This is a genomic window from Caballeronia calidae (assembly GCF_900044055.2).
GTDB lineage: Bacteria > Pseudomonadota > Gammaproteobacteria > Burkholderiales > Burkholderiaceae > Caballeronia > Caballeronia calidae.
This window is the reverse complement of record NZ_FCOX02000005.1, coordinates 249,704-266,124: the sequence shown is the minus strand read 5'-3', so window position 1 is coordinate 266,124 and position 16,421 is coordinate 249,704. Positions and strand designations below refer to the sequence as shown.

General features: G+C 64.0%; 19 protein-coding genes and 1 pseudogene. 10 read left to right on the top strand and 10 right to left on the bottom strand.

What is annotated here, in order from left to right; translation table 11 throughout:
• Positions 1 to 76: 76 nt before the first annotated feature.
• A pseudogene (locus AWB78_RS08055) lies at positions 77 to 397 on the bottom strand (nitrile hydratase subunit alpha); the annotation flags it as partial.
• Between the two features lie 123 nt (positions 398 to 520).
• Between AWB78_RS08055 and AWB78_RS08050 the strand changes: the two are divergent.
• Complete coding sequence (locus tag AWB78_RS08050) at positions 521 to 715, top strand: DUF1059 domain-containing protein (RefSeq protein WP_062603951.1); 195 nt, start codon at positions 521 to 523, stop codon at positions 713 to 715.
• 16 nt (positions 716 to 731) lie between these two features.
• On the opposite strand, the gene AWB78_RS08045 is transcribed toward AWB78_RS08050, so the two are convergent.
• The 5 genes from AWB78_RS08045 to AWB78_RS08025 all read right to left on the bottom strand — a co-directional run bounded on the left by AWB78_RS08045 (position 732) and on the right by AWB78_RS08025 (position 4,646).
• Complete coding sequence (locus AWB78_RS08045) at positions 732 to 1,562, bottom strand: GNAT family N-acetyltransferase (RefSeq protein ID WP_374729450.1); 831 nt, start codon at positions 1,560 to 1,562, stop codon at positions 732 to 734.
• A 200-nt stretch (positions 1,563 to 1,762) separates the two neighbouring features.
• Positions 1,763 to 1,999 (bottom strand): DUF3622 domain-containing protein, encoded by a 237-nt coding sequence (locus AWB78_RS08040; protein WP_062603947.1) that lies wholly within the window; start codon positions 1,997 to 1,999, stop codon positions 1,763 to 1,765.
• Between the two features lie 288 nt (positions 2,000 to 2,287).
• Positions 2,288 to 2,794 carry a cupin domain-containing protein gene (locus AWB78_RS08035; RefSeq protein ID WP_062603946.1) on the bottom strand — a complete coding sequence of 169 codons (507 nt, stop codon included), beginning with the start codon at positions 2,792 to 2,794 and terminating at the stop codon, positions 2,288 to 2,290.
• The gene (locus tag AWB78_RS08030; RefSeq protein WP_062603944.1) at positions 2,791 to 3,612 is read right to left on the bottom strand and encodes an alpha/beta fold hydrolase; all 822 of its coding nucleotides are present in this window, start codon (positions 3,610 to 3,612) and stop codon (positions 2,791 to 2,793) included. Before AWB78_RS08030 ends, AWB78_RS08035 begins: the two co-directional genes overlap by 4 nt.
• Complete coding sequence (locus AWB78_RS08025; protein WP_062603942.1) at positions 3,609 to 4,646, bottom strand: M14 family zinc carboxypeptidase; 1,038 nt, start codon at positions 4,644 to 4,646, stop codon at positions 3,609 to 3,611. Before AWB78_RS08025 ends, AWB78_RS08030 begins: the two co-directional genes overlap by 4 nt.
• Positions 4,647 to 4,898: 252 nt before the next feature.
• Between AWB78_RS08025 and AWB78_RS08020 the strand changes: the two genes are divergently transcribed.
• Complete coding sequence (locus AWB78_RS08020; protein WP_062603940.1) at positions 4,899 to 5,150, top strand: DUF4148 domain-containing protein; 252 nt, start codon at positions 4,899 to 4,901, stop codon at positions 5,148 to 5,150.
• A 12-nt stretch (positions 5,151 to 5,162) separates the two neighbouring features.
• Here the strand turns inward: AWB78_RS08020 and AWB78_RS08015 are convergent, their stop codons facing one another.
• Both AWB78_RS08015 and AWB78_RS08010 read right to left on the bottom strand, forming a co-directional pair.
• Positions 5,163 to 6,344, bottom strand: a complete 1,182-nt coding sequence (locus AWB78_RS08015; RefSeq protein ID WP_062603938.1) for an acyl-CoA dehydrogenase family protein — start codon at positions 6,342 to 6,344, stop codon at positions 5,163 to 5,165.
• A gap of 83 nt (positions 6,345 to 6,427) precedes the next feature.
• Positions 6,428 to 6,808, bottom strand: a complete 381-nt coding sequence (locus AWB78_RS08010) for a nucleotide pyrophosphohydrolase (protein WP_062603936.1) — start codon at positions 6,806 to 6,808, stop codon at positions 6,428 to 6,430.
• A 295-nt stretch (positions 6,809 to 7,103) separates the two neighbouring features.
• Between AWB78_RS08010 and AWB78_RS08005 the strand changes: the two genes are divergently transcribed.
• Positions 7,104 to 8,309 (top strand): NAD(P)/FAD-dependent oxidoreductase, encoded by a 1,206-nt coding sequence (locus AWB78_RS08005; protein WP_062603935.1) that lies wholly within the window; start codon positions 7,104 to 7,106, stop codon positions 8,307 to 8,309.
• A 7-nt stretch (positions 8,310 to 8,316) separates the two neighbouring features.
• On the opposite strand, the gene AWB78_RS08000 is transcribed toward AWB78_RS08005, so the two are convergent.
• Both AWB78_RS08000 and AWB78_RS07995 read right to left on the bottom strand, forming a co-directional pair.
• A complete protein-coding gene (locus AWB78_RS08000) occupies positions 8,317 to 9,300 on the bottom strand; it encodes a 2-dehydropantoate 2-reductase (RefSeq protein WP_062603932.1) in 984 nt (327 codons plus the stop codon).
• 70 nt (positions 9,301 to 9,370) lie between these two features.
• Entirely contained in the window at positions 9,371 to 9,559 is a 189-nt protein-coding gene (locus AWB78_RS07995; RefSeq protein WP_062603931.1) for a DUF2970 domain-containing protein, read from the bottom strand.
• A 214-nt stretch (positions 9,560 to 9,773) separates the two neighbouring features.
• Here AWB78_RS07995 and AWB78_RS07990 point away from each other — a divergent pair, with 214 nt between their 5' ends.
• From AWB78_RS07990 to hpnR, 7 genes are all read left to right on the top strand, one after another.
• Positions 9,774 to 11,531 carry a nitrite/sulfite reductase gene (locus tag AWB78_RS07990; RefSeq protein WP_062603929.1) on the top strand — a complete coding sequence of 586 codons (1,758 nt, stop codon included), beginning with the start codon at positions 9,774 to 9,776 and terminating at the stop codon, positions 11,529 to 11,531.
• Entirely contained in the window at positions 11,528 to 11,905 is a 378-nt protein-coding gene (locus AWB78_RS07985) for a DUF934 domain-containing protein (protein WP_062603927.1), read from the top strand. The genes AWB78_RS07990 and AWB78_RS07985 overlap by 4 nt, the downstream gene beginning before the upstream one ends.
• 204 nt (positions 11,906 to 12,109) lie before the next feature.
• Complete coding sequence (locus tag AWB78_RS07980; RefSeq protein WP_062603924.1) at positions 12,110 to 12,544, top strand: Hsp20/alpha crystallin family protein; 435 nt, start codon at positions 12,110 to 12,112, stop codon at positions 12,542 to 12,544.
• A gap of 13 nt (positions 12,545 to 12,557) precedes the next feature.
• The gene (locus tag AWB78_RS07975; RefSeq protein ID WP_062603922.1) at positions 12,558 to 12,962 is read left to right on the top strand and encodes an Hsp20/alpha crystallin family protein; all 405 of its coding nucleotides are present in this window, start codon (positions 12,558 to 12,560) and stop codon (positions 12,960 to 12,962) included.
• A 146-nt stretch (positions 12,963 to 13,108) separates the two neighbouring features.
• The gene (locus tag AWB78_RS07970; protein WP_062603920.1) at positions 13,109 to 13,888 is read left to right on the top strand and encodes an ABC transporter substrate-binding protein; all 780 of its coding nucleotides are present in this window, start codon (positions 13,109 to 13,111) and stop codon (positions 13,886 to 13,888) included.
• Between the two features lie 7 nt (positions 13,889 to 13,895).
• Complete coding sequence (locus AWB78_RS07965; RefSeq protein WP_062603917.1) at positions 13,896 to 14,684, top strand: class I SAM-dependent methyltransferase; 789 nt, start codon at positions 13,896 to 13,898, stop codon at positions 14,682 to 14,684.
• 197 nt (positions 14,685 to 14,881) lie between these two features.
• Entirely contained in the window at positions 14,882 to 16,420 is a 1,539-nt protein-coding gene (gene hpnR, locus AWB78_RS07960; RefSeq protein ID WP_062603915.1) for a hopanoid C-3 methylase HpnR, read from the top strand.
• The last annotated feature ends 1 nt before the right edge of the window (position 16,421 follow it).

Genomic DNA, 16,421 nt, shown 5'->3' with positions numbered 1-16,421 from the left:
TCGCAATCTCTTTAAGGAAAGACACGTCCGTTACGCTGCCTGAGAAAAAAGAGCACTATTTGATGCACCAGTCAGTATGTACGTCCTCCGTGTTCTCGAGCGCGACCATGTGCTCGCCTTGCCGTCCGCTGTAGCCGAGCGATGCGATGGCCGCAGTGGCGTCATCCAGCAGCCATGCGCGATAGTCCGGATCGCGCCACGCCTTCGCGACGACGCGTGCGCCGTTGCGCGGCCCGACCTTGTGCTCGTAGGTTTCGACGAACACATCGAGCGCTTGCGGATCGATATAGCCTTTCTCGACCAGAAGCGATTCGAGCGCGCGCACGCGCAGGTCCATCTCCGGCAACGCGCTGCCGGCGTGATCGTGATCGTGATGATGAGGATGATCGTGGCTCATGGACAGGCTCGCGATTGGCACAGACGTCACACGTTACCGGAGTGCGCGCGCGCGTGCAAACGTCGATACGGGCCGCCGCGCGCCGCCTATACTGGGATCAGCGTCTCATGTGAGGAGGACGCCATGACACGCAAGTACATCGACTGCCGCGAATGCCCGAGCGATGTGAAGTGCAGCATCGTTCTGTCCGCCGATACCGAAGACGAGCTGATGGAAGCGGCCGTGCAGCACGCGGTCGCCGTGCATCAGCACACGGACTCGCCGGAACTGCGTTCGCAACTGAAGACCTTCTTCCACGAAGGCACGCCGCCGGGCTGATCGCGCTTTCCGGTCCTCAGCCGAGCTCGAAGGTCGTCACGCCGAACACCTTCACGAGCGGCACGTCCGGGGCCGCGCGCGTGTACATGCGCGCCGTCTCGAAGACGCTCTTCATGTCGTGCTCGACGGCGAGCGCGACCGCCGCCGGATTGCTTTCCGGCACATCGAGAAACACGGGCTCGCCCGGCAGCACGGACACGAGCGCGCGATAGAGCGCGCGCGCCGCATGCAGATCGTCGGCGAAGAGCGGGCCGATCTTGTGGCCCGTGCCGCAGCGCCGGATCACGGCGAGACCGCGCAACGCATCGCCGTCGAGCGCGGCGAGTGCGCGCGCATGCTCCGGCGGCAGCGACAGCCAGGCGCGCAGAAACGCGGCGCGATCGCAGGCGAACATGCGCGTGTCGTAGTCGAGCAGGCGCTCGAAGGGAACGCTTGCCGCGTCGGCGATCGTCACGCCGTCGACGACGTCTTCATCCGCGGACGCGACGCCCTCATAGCGCACGTTGCGATACGCGAGCACGAAGCCGGATTTCCGATAGTTGGGCTGTTGCGCGAGCACGCCGTCGAGCCCGATGTTGCGCCCGTCGAGATAAGTCATGCCGCTGTTCCACAAGCGCATGCCGAAGCCCTTGCCGCGCCATTCCGGATGCACGATATAGAGGCCGATGAAGCCGAACGCATCGCCATACGCGACCGCCGAAATGCAGCCGATGGGTGCACCGTCCCACGTGCCCACGAAAAAGCCGTGCGGGTCGGCACAGAAGAACGCGCGTGCGTCGTCGAGGCCGGGGTTCCATCCTTCGGCGGCGGCCCAGTCGAGGGCGACGTCGACATCGGACGGATTCATGCGGCGCACGACGTAGCGCGGATCATCGGGCGTCGCGCCGGATGGACAAGGAATGGACGACATATGCAGCGCCTTGTCGAAACGAAGGTGCGCTCAGTGTCGCGCGTTTTTGGTGCAGGGGAAAGATACAGCGAGGGGTGAGTGCAACGGGGGTGAGGAGAACAGCAGAAAAACATCGAGGCGAGCGCGTGCCGCCCCGATCAGGGATAACCTTGACGCCGCTCGCTGCGGCTGAAGCTCTGGCGCGAGCGCCAGTCTTCCGAGCGCAGCACGTGCTCGCCGTCTTCGCGCGCTTCTTCCTCGGAATCGAAGCCCTCGTCGCTATAAGCGACGACCTTCATTCCACCCGCAGCCCGTTCGACGGTGATGCCCCAATGCCACCCGCCTTCCTGATTGAAGACGTGCAGCGTCGGCTTCGACGATGTGCTCAGATCCATATTTGCGACTCCTTCAGGCAAATGCCCGTAAGGCTTACCGGCCCCCGCCCGATGAAACGCTGCTTGATCAACGGCGTTCGATTGTTCGTGTTGATGCATCCAGGCGGCGCTTGCCACCCAACCATGAACAGCATACGCAAGGCGATGCTGCGTTGCAACAGAGGTTTCCCTTAGGCGTCGCGCGATTGGCACGGGCTTAACAAGAATTAACAAGAAAGTCCGGACTGTTACGCGTCGTTACGCGCGATATGACGGAAGCGACGGCCGCGCGTCATATCACTGCCTGCTTCATTCACCGTCCCAGTAACCGAGCGAATCGCTGGCGCGAAACACCGCGCGCAAGCCTTTCACGCCCGGCTCGTCCGCGACGAGCACCGCCTGACGCCCCGTATCGGGATACTCGACGACTTCGGGCGATTGCATCGTACTGACCGCAAGGTAACGCAACGGCTCGCTGCCGGTATTGACGATCTGATGCGCCGTTTCGGCATCGCCCGGGACGCAGGCGATGACATCGCCCGCGCGGATCGCATGCGTCGCGCCGCCGATACGCACTTCGCCCTCGCCTTCGACGATGAAGAACATCTCCTCGTTCACCCGATGGTGATGAAACGGAAACGCGCGCTTGCCCGGTTCGAGCACGATGAGGCTATACCCTAGCTTCTTCGCACCGAGCATGCCGCCGATACGCGCGATGCGCGGCGCATAGCGTTCCGCCGCAGGGCCGGTCGGCGCGAATTCGGGCGGCAGCGGCTGCGGATTCAACGTGTCGAGATTGACGATGGGCGGTTTCATGTTCCGGTCAGATGTGAGTTCGTTGTCACGTGGTTGTCACATGCGCTCTCATTCTCGCGCGCTTCATCGAGCCATGCGGCGATGCTTCGGCACGTCCATTGCGCATCGTCGTGCGGCAGATCGTGGCCAGCCCACGGATGCACCGCATGCGAAGCGCGCCATCGACTCGCGATGCGTACGGAGCATACCGGATCGACGAGCCGGTCAGCCGCCGACGATAGCAGCAGCACCGGACAGCGCGGCGCGTCGCATGACGCACGAAAACGCGCCGCCGCCGCGAGCTGCCGCAGCGCGTTCGACGCGCTCGCGCCGTGCGTGCGGCGCAGCCCCGTCCATTGCGTGATGTCCGCGTCGCGCGTGTCGGCGCGATTGCATGTCAGGCGATATATCAGCGTTTCGCATCGTTCGGGCTGCGGCCAGTTCATCGCAATACGTGCAAGCATCGGCCATGCCGCGGGCCGCAGCCGTTCGTGCATGCGCGCGAACGGACGCATGCTCGTGTTGATGAGCACGAGCCGCTCGATGTCGTCGGCGTGATGCTGCGCCCACGCGGTCGCGACCATCGCGCCGAGCGACATCGCGAGCACACGGCACGGCAGGCGCACGTTCAGCGCGGCGGCGCGCGCGCGCACGAAGTCCATCATCGCGAGGACGGATCGCGGCGACGCATACGCGTGTTCGGCGCCATTGCCCGGCAGATCGATGCACACGGCATGCTCATCCGCACCGACGAGCCCATGCGCCGCGAGCGCCGCCTCGAACGCGTCCCAGTGGCGCGCTTCGCGTGTGAGGCCGCGCAACAGAATCCACTGGCTCATGACGCGCCCGTGCGCTGCCAGTGTTCACGCGCGCGCCTCAGCACTTCCTCGCGGAATTCGCCGTTCGGCAGCCAGCGGCGCGACGAGAAGGCGGCGCGCGTCAGGAAATCGAAGAAGTTCGGATGACGGCGCAGCACCCGCCGCGTGCGATGCGCCTTGATGGGATTGAAGATGCCGAGGCGCGAGAACAACTGCATCGGATTCTTGCGAATCCAGCGCCATGAGCCGAGCTCGAGCGTCATCGGCAAAAAGATGCTGGGCGCGCGCGAGCGGTCATACGCGAAGTCCCACAAGTCGCCGTGCAATAGATATTGATGGCTCTGCGGCTCGAATGCGTAGCCATGATGCGGATACGATTCCTCGAACATCGTCTTCAGCAGAAACATTTCGGGCAGATGCGCCATGTGCCGATCCGAGCCCGCGTAGGGAAACCAGATGCTGTCGTCCCAGCCGAAGCCCGAATGACAATCGAGCGCGAAGCTGAGCGGCCGCGACATCAACTGCTCTTCGACCACCGAAAGCAGCGCCGCGCTCTCCACTTCCATGCGGCCGTCGACGGGCCCGCGATACCACGGCAGCCACGGCCCGATGCGCTGCCCGCCCGCGAGAAACGGCACGCGTCCCTCGGCGCTTTGCGGCGCGTTGCGCATCAGATCGACGCCATTCGGATTCGCACGGGTGCGCGCGAACATGCCGCCGGGATTCACGATCGGCATGAAGATGAGACGAATCGCGCGCAATTGCTGATGCAGCGTGTCGTCCCATTCGAGGCGGCGCAACAGCGCACGCATATATTCGAGCACGAGTTGCGTGCCGATGCATTCGAGGCCGTGCACGCCGCCGAAAAAGCCGATCGCGGGCGCTTGCGGATCATCACAGCCGATCGATGCGGTCAGCAGCGGAAACGCATGCTTGCGCGCGTGCACTTCGCCGACGGTGCGCCACGCGAAACGCGCTCCGCCCGCGACGCGGATCGCGTTCAGTTCGTCCATCTCCGGAAAACTGCTGGTGACGGCAACGCCCGACGTGCTCATGACTGCGGCCTGTTTGTCTTGTGATCGTTCTTGTTCGCGATGTCAGGCCGTGGTTCCTTGCTTCGCTGCGTTCGATGAAAACGCGCCGGCACGTCCCGCCCGAAAAAATCGAGTATAGGGTGGACGGCCGGCAGGCGACATCGAATATCACGAGGCATGCCGTATGCGGCGCACCGGTGAAAGGTCTTCTGCCCTTTTCCGTCCTGTCACCTAGAATCAAATGACCGTGCTACGCGGTATGAGGTATTCGTCATGACATCCATCCCCCGTTTCATTCTCGGCGCGCTGACGTTGTGCTGCGCCGTATCCGCGCTCGCGCAACCGCAGGTTCAGACGAGCGATCCGAACGCGCCCAAAACGCGCGCCCAGGTCAAGCAGGAATTCCTGCAGTGGCGCGCGGCGGGCTACGATCCCAACGACTGGCTGAACTATCCCGAGAACGCGCAGCGCGCGAGCCGCATCGTCGCGCAACGGCAGGCGAGCGGCGACACCAGCGTCCACTGAGCCGGCGATTCGTCAGACGGACTCCTTGCGCGGCTTCTCGCCGCGCAGGATGCGCCGTGCGATGCTCCAGCGATGCACTTCCGACGGACCGTCGTAGATCCGGAATGCGCGCATGTCCGCGAAAATCCGCGCGACGACCGTTTCATGCGTGACGCCTTGCCCGCCGAGCACCTGCACGGAACGATCGACGACGCGCCACAACGCCTCCGACGACACCACTTTCGCGATGCTCGATTCGTGCTTGCCGAGCACGTCCTGATCGAGCACCCACGCGCAGTGCCAGATGGCGAGCCGCGTCACGTGCAGATCCATTTCGTTGTCCGCGAGCATGAAGCCGACGCCTTCGTGCTCGCCCAGTGCACGGCCGAACGCCTGGCGTTGCCGTGCGTGAGCCGTCGCGACATCGTGCGCGCGCCGCGCGGCGCCGAGCCAGCGCATGCAGTGCGTGAGACGCGCGGGCGATAGCCGCACCTGTGCATAGCGAAAACCTTCGCCCGGCTCGCCCAGCACGTTTTCCTTCGGCACGCGCAGGCCCTCGAAGCGCACGACGCCATGACCGCCGGGAAAGCACGTGTCGAGCGAATCCATCGCGCGCTCGATCACGATGCCGGGACTCGACATGTCGGCGAGGAACATCGTCGCGGGGCCGTCGGCGAACTTCGCCATGATGATCGCGACCGCCGCGCCTTCCGCGCCCGTGATGAACCACTTGCGGCCGTCGATCACGTAGTCGTCGCCATCCTGCACGGCGAGGGTCTGCAGCATCGCGGGATCGGCGCCCGCGCCCGGCGGCGGCTCGGTCATGCAGAAGCACGAGCGGATCGCGCCCGCCGCGAGCGGACGCAGCCAGCGCTCCTTCTGCTGCGGCGTGGCGATGGCTTCGAGCAGATGCATGTTGCCTTCGTCCGGCGCGGCGATGTTGAGCGCGACCGGCCCGAGCGGCGAATAGCCCGCCTCCTCGAACAGAATGGCTTTCGCGACGTGGTTCAGCCCGAGGCCGCCGAACTCCGGCGACACATGGCTCGACAGCAGCCCTGCCTTGCGGCCCTTCGCGATCAGCTCGGCACGCAGCGACTCGTTCGGGCCATGCGGCGTGCAGCGCGGATCGCGCTCGAGCGGCACGATTTCTTCAGCGATGAAGGCGCGCACGCGCGCCTGCAGATCGGTTAGCTCCGGCGAAAGCGAAAAGTCCATCGGCAATCCTCCAAGGAAACGAGCGGTCAGAGCCAAGCTTAACCGCGCGGGCGTGCCGCGCGCCAGAGGCTTTCCGCGCCGGGTTATTCGTCGTACTCGGTGTACTTGCGCGCGTCGCCCTTCACCTTGTGGGCCGGATACTTCGAGCGGTTCAACGCCATCTTTTCGATCAGCGCGCGATGCAGATCGACGTCGAGCGAATCCGCGAGCATCACGAGATAGGCGAGCACGTCCGCCATCTCGTGGCGGATGGCGCGCAGCTTCGTGTCGTCGAGCTCGGTCCTGTCGCCGGTGGCGAGCCACGTGAACGGTTCGAGCAGCTCGCTCGCCTCGACGGAAAGCGCCGCCGCCAGATTCTTCGGCGAATGAAAGCGGCTCCAGTCACGCTCGCGGACGAACTCGCGCAGCATGTCGCGCATCTCGATGAGCTCGCTTCCGCTTTCCTGCTGGTTTTGCTGTTCCATTCGCTTCCTCTGATGTTTCGTTGCGTGCGTTGCATAGATTAGCGCGGTGGGCGCCACATTGCGGCCTGTTCGCTTCGTCTACGCCTTTCCTTATCTCAGTTTCGGCATGTCTCGATATCAATATGCCCGGAACTCGCCTGAAATTTCGCCTTCGCCCCGCGAATCGGACAGATTTACATCCATCGAGTAAACCTCTTGCGTTTATCATCTACGACTCATAGAATCGCAGTTAAGTGATGTCGACGACAATCGTCCGTCGAACGAATCCAACATCGAATTCCCAAGGAGCATCGAAATGTCCAAGCGCATTCTCGTAGTCGGAGCCGGTTTCGCCGGCATGTGGAGCGCCCTTTCCGCCGCGCGGCTCATCGATCAGCACGGCAGGACGGATATCGAAGTCGTGCTGATTGCGCCGGAGCCGCATCTGCACGTGCGTCCGCGTCTCTATGAAGAAAATGCCGCGGGCATGAAGGCGCCGTTGCTGGACATCTTTGCGTCCACGGGTGTCGGGTTCATTCAGGGCACGGTCGAGCGCATCGATATCGAGCGCAATCAGGTCGACGTGATCGGCGCCGACGGCTCGCCATCGAAGCTGAACTACGATCGTCTCGTTCTGGCTACCGGCAGCCGCCTGTTCCGTCCGCAGATTCCGGGGCTCGCGCAACATACGTTCAGCGTGGATCAGGTCGACGAAGCCGCCGCGCTCGAAGCGCATATCAAGCATCTCGCGACGCAACCCGATACGCCCGCGCGCAACACGGTCGTCGTCGCGGGCGGCGGCTTCACGGGTATCGAAACGGCGGCGGAGATGCCGGCACGGCTGCGCGCGGCGCTCGGCGAAGAGGCCGATGTGCGCGTCATCATCGTGGAGCGTGACGAGGAACTCGGGCCGGATCTCGGCGCGGGGCCGCGTCCGGTCATCGTCGAGGCGCTCGAATCACTCGGCGTGCAGCGGCGGCTCGGCTCGGCCGTGGCATCGGTCGATGCGAACGGACTCACGACATCGGACGGCGAGCGCATCGAAGCGAGCACGGTGATCTGGACCGCCGGCGTGCGCGCGAGCGCGCTGACAGCGCAGATTCCCGCCGAGCGCGATGCGCTGGGCCGCCTGCATGTGGATCGCAATCTGCGCGTGCTGGGCGTCGACACGGTCTATGCGACGGGCGATGTCGCCTACGCCGCCACCGACGACGAAGGCAACCACGCACTGATGTCCTGCCAGCACGCGATGAACCTCGGCCGCTCGGCGGGCCACAACGTCGCGGCGGATATGCTGGGCGAAGCGCCGATTCCGTACAGCCAGCCGAAATACGTGACGTGTCTCGATCTGGGACCGTGGGGCGCGGTCTATACGGAAGGCTGGGAGCGTGAGGTGAAGATGTCGGGCGCGCAGGCGAAAGCACTGAAGACGCGCATCAACACCGAGTGGATTTATCCGCCGAGCGCGGAGCGGGCCGAAGCGTTCGCGGCTGCGGACCCGCTGCGTATCGTCGTCGCGTGATGCAGGCTCAGTCGGCGGGATAGAGGCCGAGCGTGCGGGCATGCAGGCGCGCGAGCCCGAGCAGAGCATCGGTGAACGGCGTGGGCACGCCGGTCATCGCACCCAGTTCGCGCACCGAAGCGACGAGCGCATCGAGCTCGACCGCCTTGCCCGCCTGCACGTCCTGCAGCATCGATGTCTTCATCGCGCCGAGCTTGAGCGTCACGGCGTGACGGTCTTCCGGGTCCTGCTCGATCGGAATGCCGAAGCGCGCGCCGATTTCCTTCGCCTCCAGCATCACGCCGGTCACGAAGCCGCGCACGAGATCGTCGCTCAGGATGCGGTCGGTGGTTGCGCCGGTGATCGCGCTGATGGGGTTCATCGTCATGTTGCCCCACAGCTTGAACCAGACATCGCGTTGAATCTGCCGCGAGAGCGTGGCGTCGAAGCCCGCCTTCGCGAAGAGCGATACGAGCGCTTCGGTGCGTGCGGTGGGCGCGCCTGTCGCTTCGCCGAGAATGAGTCCCTTGCCCTGGTGATGGCGAATGACGCCCGGCGCCTCGACGAAGCAGCTCGCATGCACGACGCAGCCGACCGTCTGCGCGCCTGGTATAGCGCCGGCGATCGCGCCGCGCGGATCGACCGACGAAAGACGCTTACCCGTGAACGGCGCGCCGAGGCCGTCGCAGAACCACCAGGGGACGCCGTTCATCGCGGTCAGCACGGCCGTGTCGCCGGAAAGGAGCGGCGCGATATGCGCGGCGACCGATTCCATCGCGGGCGCCTTAACCGCCACGACGACGAGGTCCTGCGCGCCGAGGTCCGCGGGCTCGGCGCTCGCGGCGACCTTCACGATATGCGTCGCATCCTTCTCGACGAGCTTCAGCCCTTCCTTCCTCAACGCGTCGAGCGTGGCGCCGCGTGCCACCACGCTCACATCGCAGCCCGCCTGCGCGAGCTTCACGCCGATCCATCCGCCGATGGCGCCCGCGCCATATACGCATACTTTCATCGTCCCGGTCCTCGCTCGTGGCAATCATCCGATCGCCATTGTAAGAGCGGGATGCGAGGCGTGCCGCAAATCAATGCGCGATGCCCGTGGCGATTTTCGCGACCATCAGCAGCGTCAGTCCGAACGTGCCCGCGAGCATCACGGCGATGACGGGCAACAGCGGCAGCTTCACTTGCGCGAAGTCCGCGTTGTGCGACGCGCGCTTGCGCACGCCGAAAAAGCTCCACAGCACGATGCGCATCATCTTCAAGAGTTCCATGACCGGCTCCTTCCCTCAGCTCTGAATTGATCTTCCACGCGTTCATGATGAGCGTCGCGCCGCATGAAAAACAGCAGCAGTTGCGATGTATTCGGCGATAGCAGAATGGCGCGCGCTCCGGCACTGCTACCGTCGAATCGATCGCAACTGCTGCTTGTCGCGATGCCGCCCAGCGCTCTATCGTTGGTCCTCTCTCCGATAAGCCGCCGCATCCATGTACCGATACACCGAGTTCGACAAATCATTCGTGAAGAGCCGCGCCGCGCAGTTTCGCGACCAGCTCGAGCGCTGGCAGGATGGCCGCCTGAGTGAAGACGCATTCCGTCCGCTGCGCCTGCAGAACGGCTGGTACGTGCAGCGTCATGCGCCGATGCTGCGCGTGGCCGTGCCCTACGGCGAACTGTCGAGCGCGCAGTTGCGGGTGCTCGCACGCATCGCGCGTGAATACGACGATCCCGATCCCGAGGTCTATCGCGCGGCGAGCATCGCGCAAGGCAAGCTCGGCACCGCTCGCCTGCCGACGCATTGCGCGCACTTCACCACGCGCACCAACGTTCAATTCAACTGGATTCCGCTCGACAAATCCGCAGACGTGATGGACCTGCTCGCGACCGTCGACATGCACGGCATCCAGACGAGCGGTAATTGCATCCGCAACATTTCCTGCGATGAACGCGCGGGCGTCGCGCCCGATGAAGTGGCCGATCCGCGCCCCTTCGCGGAGATCATGCGGCAATGGACGACGCTGCATCCCGAGTTCGCGTTTCTGCCGCGCAAGTTCAAGATCGCGATCTCGGGTGCGAGCGAAGATCGCGCGGCGACCGCATGGCATGACGTCGGCCTGCAACTGGTGCGCGACGAACAAGGAGAACTCGGCTTTCGCGTGAGCGCGGGCGGCGGCATGGGACGCACGCCCGTGATCGCCACACCGATGCGCGAGTTTCTTCCGTGGCGGCACATCATGAATTACATCGAGGCGATCGTGCGCGTGTACAACCGCTACGGCCGCCGCGACAACAAGTACAAGGCGCGCATCAAGATACTGATGAAGGCCGAAGGCCAGCGCTATATCGACGACGTGGACGAGGAATTCCGGCAGATCGTCGAGCATGACGGCGCGCCGCATCTCATCACCGAAGAGGAACTGGCGCGCGTGAGTGCCTCGTTCGTGCCGCCTGCGTTGAATGCCCACGACGCGGCATTCGATGCAACCGATGCCGATGCCCATCCGCTCTTCGCGCGCTGGCTGCAACGCAATGTCGCGCGGCACAAGGACCCGGCGCTGCGCATCGTGACGCTGTCGTTCAAGCGTCTGCTGCAATCGCCGGGCGACGCGACCGGCGATCAGCTCGACATCATCGCGGATCTCGCCGAACGGTTCTCGGCGGGCGAAGCGCGCGTCACGCACACGCAGAATGTCGTGCTGCCGTGGGTGCGTGCAAACGAGCTCTTCGCGCTATGGCAGGCCGCGCGCGATGCGGGCTTCGCGAGCGCGAACGTGCAGCTTCTCACCGACATGATCGCGTGCCCCGGCGGCGACTTCTGCGCGCTTGCGAATGCGCGTTCGCTGCCGATCGCGCAGGCCATCGCCGAGCGCTATCAGGATCTCGACGAACTCGACGATATCGGCGAAATCGATCTGCATATCAGCGGCTGCATCAACTCGTGCGGCCATCATCACAGCGGGCATATCGGCGTGCTCGGCGTCGACAAGGACGGACGCGAGTGGTATCAGATCACGCTCGGCGGATCGGACGGCAGCGCGGCAAGCGGCGCGCCACAACCGGGCAAGGTGATCGGGCCATCGTTCAGCGCGGCGGAAGTGCCCGATGTGATCGAGGCCATCCTGACGACGTATCGCGACATGCGCGAGCGCGATGAGCGTTTCATCGGAACCGTGCGGCGCGTGGGACTCGATCCGTTCAAGGCCGCGGCCCATGCAGCCCGCATGAACGATGAGGTGACGGCATGAATGGCGTACAACGCATGCGCATTCTCACGCAGCAGGATCACGATGCCGATAAGAACGAACACGTCGCAAGCCTCGCGAACGAGGACGATCCGCTCACGCTGAAGGATCGATTGGCCGCGCTCGATCGTATCGAGCTGCACTTTCCGCATTTCACCGATGGCCGCGCGTATAGCCAGGCTTATCTGCTTCGTAGAAGACTCGGCTTCAAAGGCGATTTGCGCGCGACGGGCGATGTGCTGATCGATCAGCTCGTGCAGATGGAACGGACGGGGTTTTCGAGCGCGGTGCTCAAGGAAGGCGCGGATGCCGCGGATGCCGAACGACAGTTCGCGCGTTTCGCGGGCTACTATCAGGATGATCTGGCTGCGCAGTGAGCGCGCATTCGAACTGATATAAGCTCGCTCCGACATCTTTCAAGAGCCGCCTCGCGAAAATAAATCGCACTGGAAACATAGGCCTCCGGTATTGAAACGATAGCCTTCGCACCTACCTTGGATGCACAGGCAGCGATAACAACCGCGCTGTCGTTTCAACTTTCCTGCTGCCGGCCGTCGGGCCGCACTATCGGAGACTGGACCATGAGTGACTTCTATTTTGGCGGCGATGTTTTCTCGGAGCTGGACCGCATGCAGCGGCACATGTCCTCGCTCTTCGGCAATCTTCCTTCGAGCATTCGTTCGAGCCGAACGGATACGTTTCCTCAACTGAATATCGGCAGCACGGACGATGCGATTCATATCGTCGCATTCGCGCCGGGCGTCGAGCCTGCTTCGCTCGATGTGACCGTCGACAAGGGCACGCTCACCATCAGCGGCGAGCGTCGGGCGCAAGCCAGCGTCGAAGGCGCGCGCACTTACGCGAAAGAGCGCTTCACCGGCAGTTTCCGCCGCGTGATCGAGCTGCCGCAGAACGCGGATGCCGACAAGGTCGAAGCGCGCTATGAGAACGGCACGCTGTCCATCACCATCGGCAAGCGCGAAGCGTCGAAGCCGCGTGCGATCACCATTCAGTAAGAGGGAGCTCATCATGACCGACAACACGCAAGTCACCCCGCAAAACATGAACGAAGTGGCGCGCAAGAACGAAGACACGGTGCGCCGCGCGACGGTGACGCCCGCTGTCGATATCGTCGAGGATAGCCACGGCATCACGCTGTGGGCCGACCTTCCCGGCGTGCCGCGCGAGAAGCTCGACGTGAAGGTGCACGATGCGCGCCTCACCATCGAAGCCGAAGCGGAATTGCCGGTGCAAGGCGCGGTGCGCGTGCATCACGCCGAATTACGCGCGCCGCGTTTCGCGCGTGCCTTCAGCGTGAGCGATGACTTCGACACCACGAAGATCGATGCGAATCTCACGAACGGCGTGCTCAGGCTCACGATTCCGCGTCGCGAGGAAGCGCGTCCGCGCCGCGTCGAAGTGCGCGCGGGTTGAGCGCCGGAAGCAGCCGTAACTTTTCATTCGAACGGCCGCGATCTTTTCGCGGCCGTTTTTCTTTTGCGCCACACGCCCGCCTCTATAATCGTCAGCGGCGGCGCATGCTGTCCACACTTATAAACTCAGAGAATGAAGGGACTATCGTGAAGAGGCTGTTGACGGTGTTGTTGGGTTCGATGCTGGCCGTATCGGTCGGAGCGCATGCAAAAGAATGGTCGACCATCCGCTTCGGCGTCGATGCAAGTTATCCGCCTTTCGAATCGAAAGCACCCGACGGCACACTCGTCGGCTTCGATATCGATGTCGGCAACGAATTGTGCCGGCGCCTCGAAGCGAAGTGCGTGTGGGTCGAAAATGCATTCGACGGCATGATTCCGGGCCTCAAGTCGCGCAAGTTCGACGGCGTGCTCTCCACGATGTCGATGACCCCGGCACGCGTCAAGCAGATCGCGTTCTCCAGCAAGCTCTTCCACGTGCCTACTCGTCTCGTCGCGAAGCGCGATTCGAACATCCAGCCGACCGCGGAATCGCTCGCGGGCAAGACGGTCGGCGTCGAGCAGGGCTCGATGCAGGAAACCTATGCGAAGGTGCACTGGGGCGCGAAGGGTGTGAAGGTCGTGTCCTACGCGGATCAGGATCAGGTCTATGCGGACCTGCTGGCGGGCCGCCTCGATGCATCGCTGCAAAACGCCGTGCAGGCGGAACGCGGCTTTCTGGAAACGCCGCGCGGCAAGCCCTACGGCTTCGCGGGCGGCGCTCTCGAAGACAGCGCGATCTTCGGCCCCGGCACGGCGATCGGCTTGCGCAAGGAAGATACCGACCTGAAGGAAAAGCTCGACGGCGCCATCGCTGCGATGATCAAGGACGGCACTTACAAGCGTATCGAGAAGAAGTACTTCGACTTCGATATCTACGGCGAGTAATCCACTCATGACCCAGCCCGCGCACAACCCATCCAATGTGCACCGCGCAGCCGCCGAAGGCTATACGGCCAACGCGGACAGCTACGTGCGCGGGCGGCCGGACTATCCGCCTGAACTCGCGGGCTGGCTCGTCGATGCGCTCGGGCTCGGACCCGGTGCGAGCGTCGTCGATCTCGGCGCGGGCACCGGCAAGTTCACACCGCGCCTCGTGCAAACGGGCGCGCGCGTCATCGCGATCGAGCCGGTCGACTCCATGCGCGCGAAGCTCGCCGCCGCGCTGCCCGAGGTTCAGGCGCTCGCGGGCACGGCGCAATCGATGCCGCTCGCCGATGCATCGGTCGATGCCGTCGTGTGCGCGCAGTCGTTTCACTGGTTCGCCAATCGCGCGGCGCTCGACGAGATTCATCGCGTGCTGAAGCCGGGCGGCAAGCTCGGCCTCGTGTGGAATCTGCGCGATGCGCGCGTGCCGTGGGTCGCGAAGCTCGACGCAATCGTCAACCGGTACGAAGGCGATACGCCGCGCTATTACAACGGCGCCTGGCGCAACGCGTTTGCGCATGAAGGCTTCGGCCCGCTCGTCGAAACGCATTTCTCGTTCGGCCATACGGGCTCGCCGGAAGACGTCATCGTGCATCGCGTGCGCTCGACGAGCTTCATCGCTTCATTGCCCGACGCAGCGCGCGACGGCATCGATGCGGCTGTGCTCGCGCTGATCGATGCAGAGCCGGAGCTGAGCGGCAAGCATGAAGTAACCGTGCCTTACGAAACGGCGGCGTTCGTCGCGACGCGCGGATAGCCCATCGGCGCATCGGTTCATCGGGACGTTTCGGCACGCAATCGGGCAGCGCGCCCGAGCCGACAGTAGAATGAACATGGCCTCGGCATTCCCTTGCGCCGAAGGCCCCGTCAGGACAACGGCCCTGCTTCAGAAGAGGCCGCGCACGAATGGAGATTTGATCCGCACGATGTGATTCTTTCTCGCGAGGAGAGTCCATGAAGGTGCTCGCCGTTCATCCCAGTGGCCTGATGTACACCCGCGTATTCCTCCGACTCGAGCCGCTCGGGCTCGAAACCGTGGCGGCAGCCGTGCGTCAGGCCGGTCACGATGTCCGCCTCATCGATCTGCAAGTCGAAACCCACCGCGACCTTCACCGGCTCGTGCGCACATGGCGCCCCGACGCGCTCTGCTTCTCCGGCAACTATCTTGCCAACATTCCCGAAATCATCGACCTCGCCAAGGCGGTGAAGACGCGCTTGCCGCAATGCTTCATCTTCGTCGGCGGACACAGCGTATCGTTCACCGCGAACGACATGCTGCGTCACGCGGAAGGCGCGATCGATTGCGTGCTGAAGGGCGAAGGCGAGGCATCGGTGAACGCGCTGCTGCATGCCGTTGCGACGAAAAGCGATCTGCTCGCCGTTCCGGGCGCGGTGACGAGCGACGGCTCGGGACCGCCGCCGCATTTCGTCGAAAGCCTCGACGATATCCTTCCCGCGCGCGATCTGCTGCGGCATCGCCGCAAATATTTCATCGGCACGCTGGACCCGTGTGCGTCGATCGAATTCGCACGCGGCTGCCCGTGGGACTGCACGTTCTGCAGTGCATGGACGTTCTATGGCCGCAGCTACCGCTCGCGCAGCCCGGAAGTCATCGCGAACGAGCTGGCGTCGATCCGCGAGCCGGGCGTGTTCATCGTCGATGACGTCGCGTTCGTGCATGCGGAGCACGGCATGGAGATCGGCCGCGCGATCGAGCGGCGCGGCATCCGCAAGCAGTATTACCTCGAAACGCGCGGCGACGTGCTCCTGCGCAACAAGGACGTGTTCCGTTTCTGGCGCACGCTCGGCTTGCAGTACATGTTCATCGGCATGGAAGCGATCGATGCGGAAGGACTGAAAGCATTTCGCAAGCGCATCACGATCGACAAGAACTTCGAGGCGCTGGCGTTCGCGCGCTCGCTCGGCATCACCGTCGCGATCAATCTCATCGCCGATCCCGAGTGGGACCGCGCGCGCTTCGAGACCGTGCGCCAATGGTGCCTGGAGATTCCGGAGATCGTGAATATCAGCGTGAATACGCCCTATCCCGGCACGGAAATCTGGCTGCGCGAACAGCGGCGTCTCACGAGTCTCGATTACCGCCTCTACGACATTCAGCACGCGGTGCTGCCCACGCGCCTGCCGCTGCCCGAGTTCTATGCGGAGCTCGTGCGCACGCAGCAAGTGCTCAATCGAAAGCACATGGGCTGGGCCGCATTGCGCGGCGCGGCGGGCCGGGCCATGCATTTGCTGATGCATGGGCAGACGAATTTCATCCGCATGCTGTGGCGCTTCGATTCCGTGTTCGACCCGCGCCTGCAACTGGCCGATCACGCGCGCGAGCTTCGTTATGCGATGACACCGCCGCCCGCGCCCGACGCATCCGCGGACGTCAAGGCCGTCTATGTGCACGGGCCTGCCGGACGCAAGTCGCGCCGCATCGACGATGCGACGGAGAAGTTCGTCGACGAAACGAGAATGGGCGCGGGTTAGC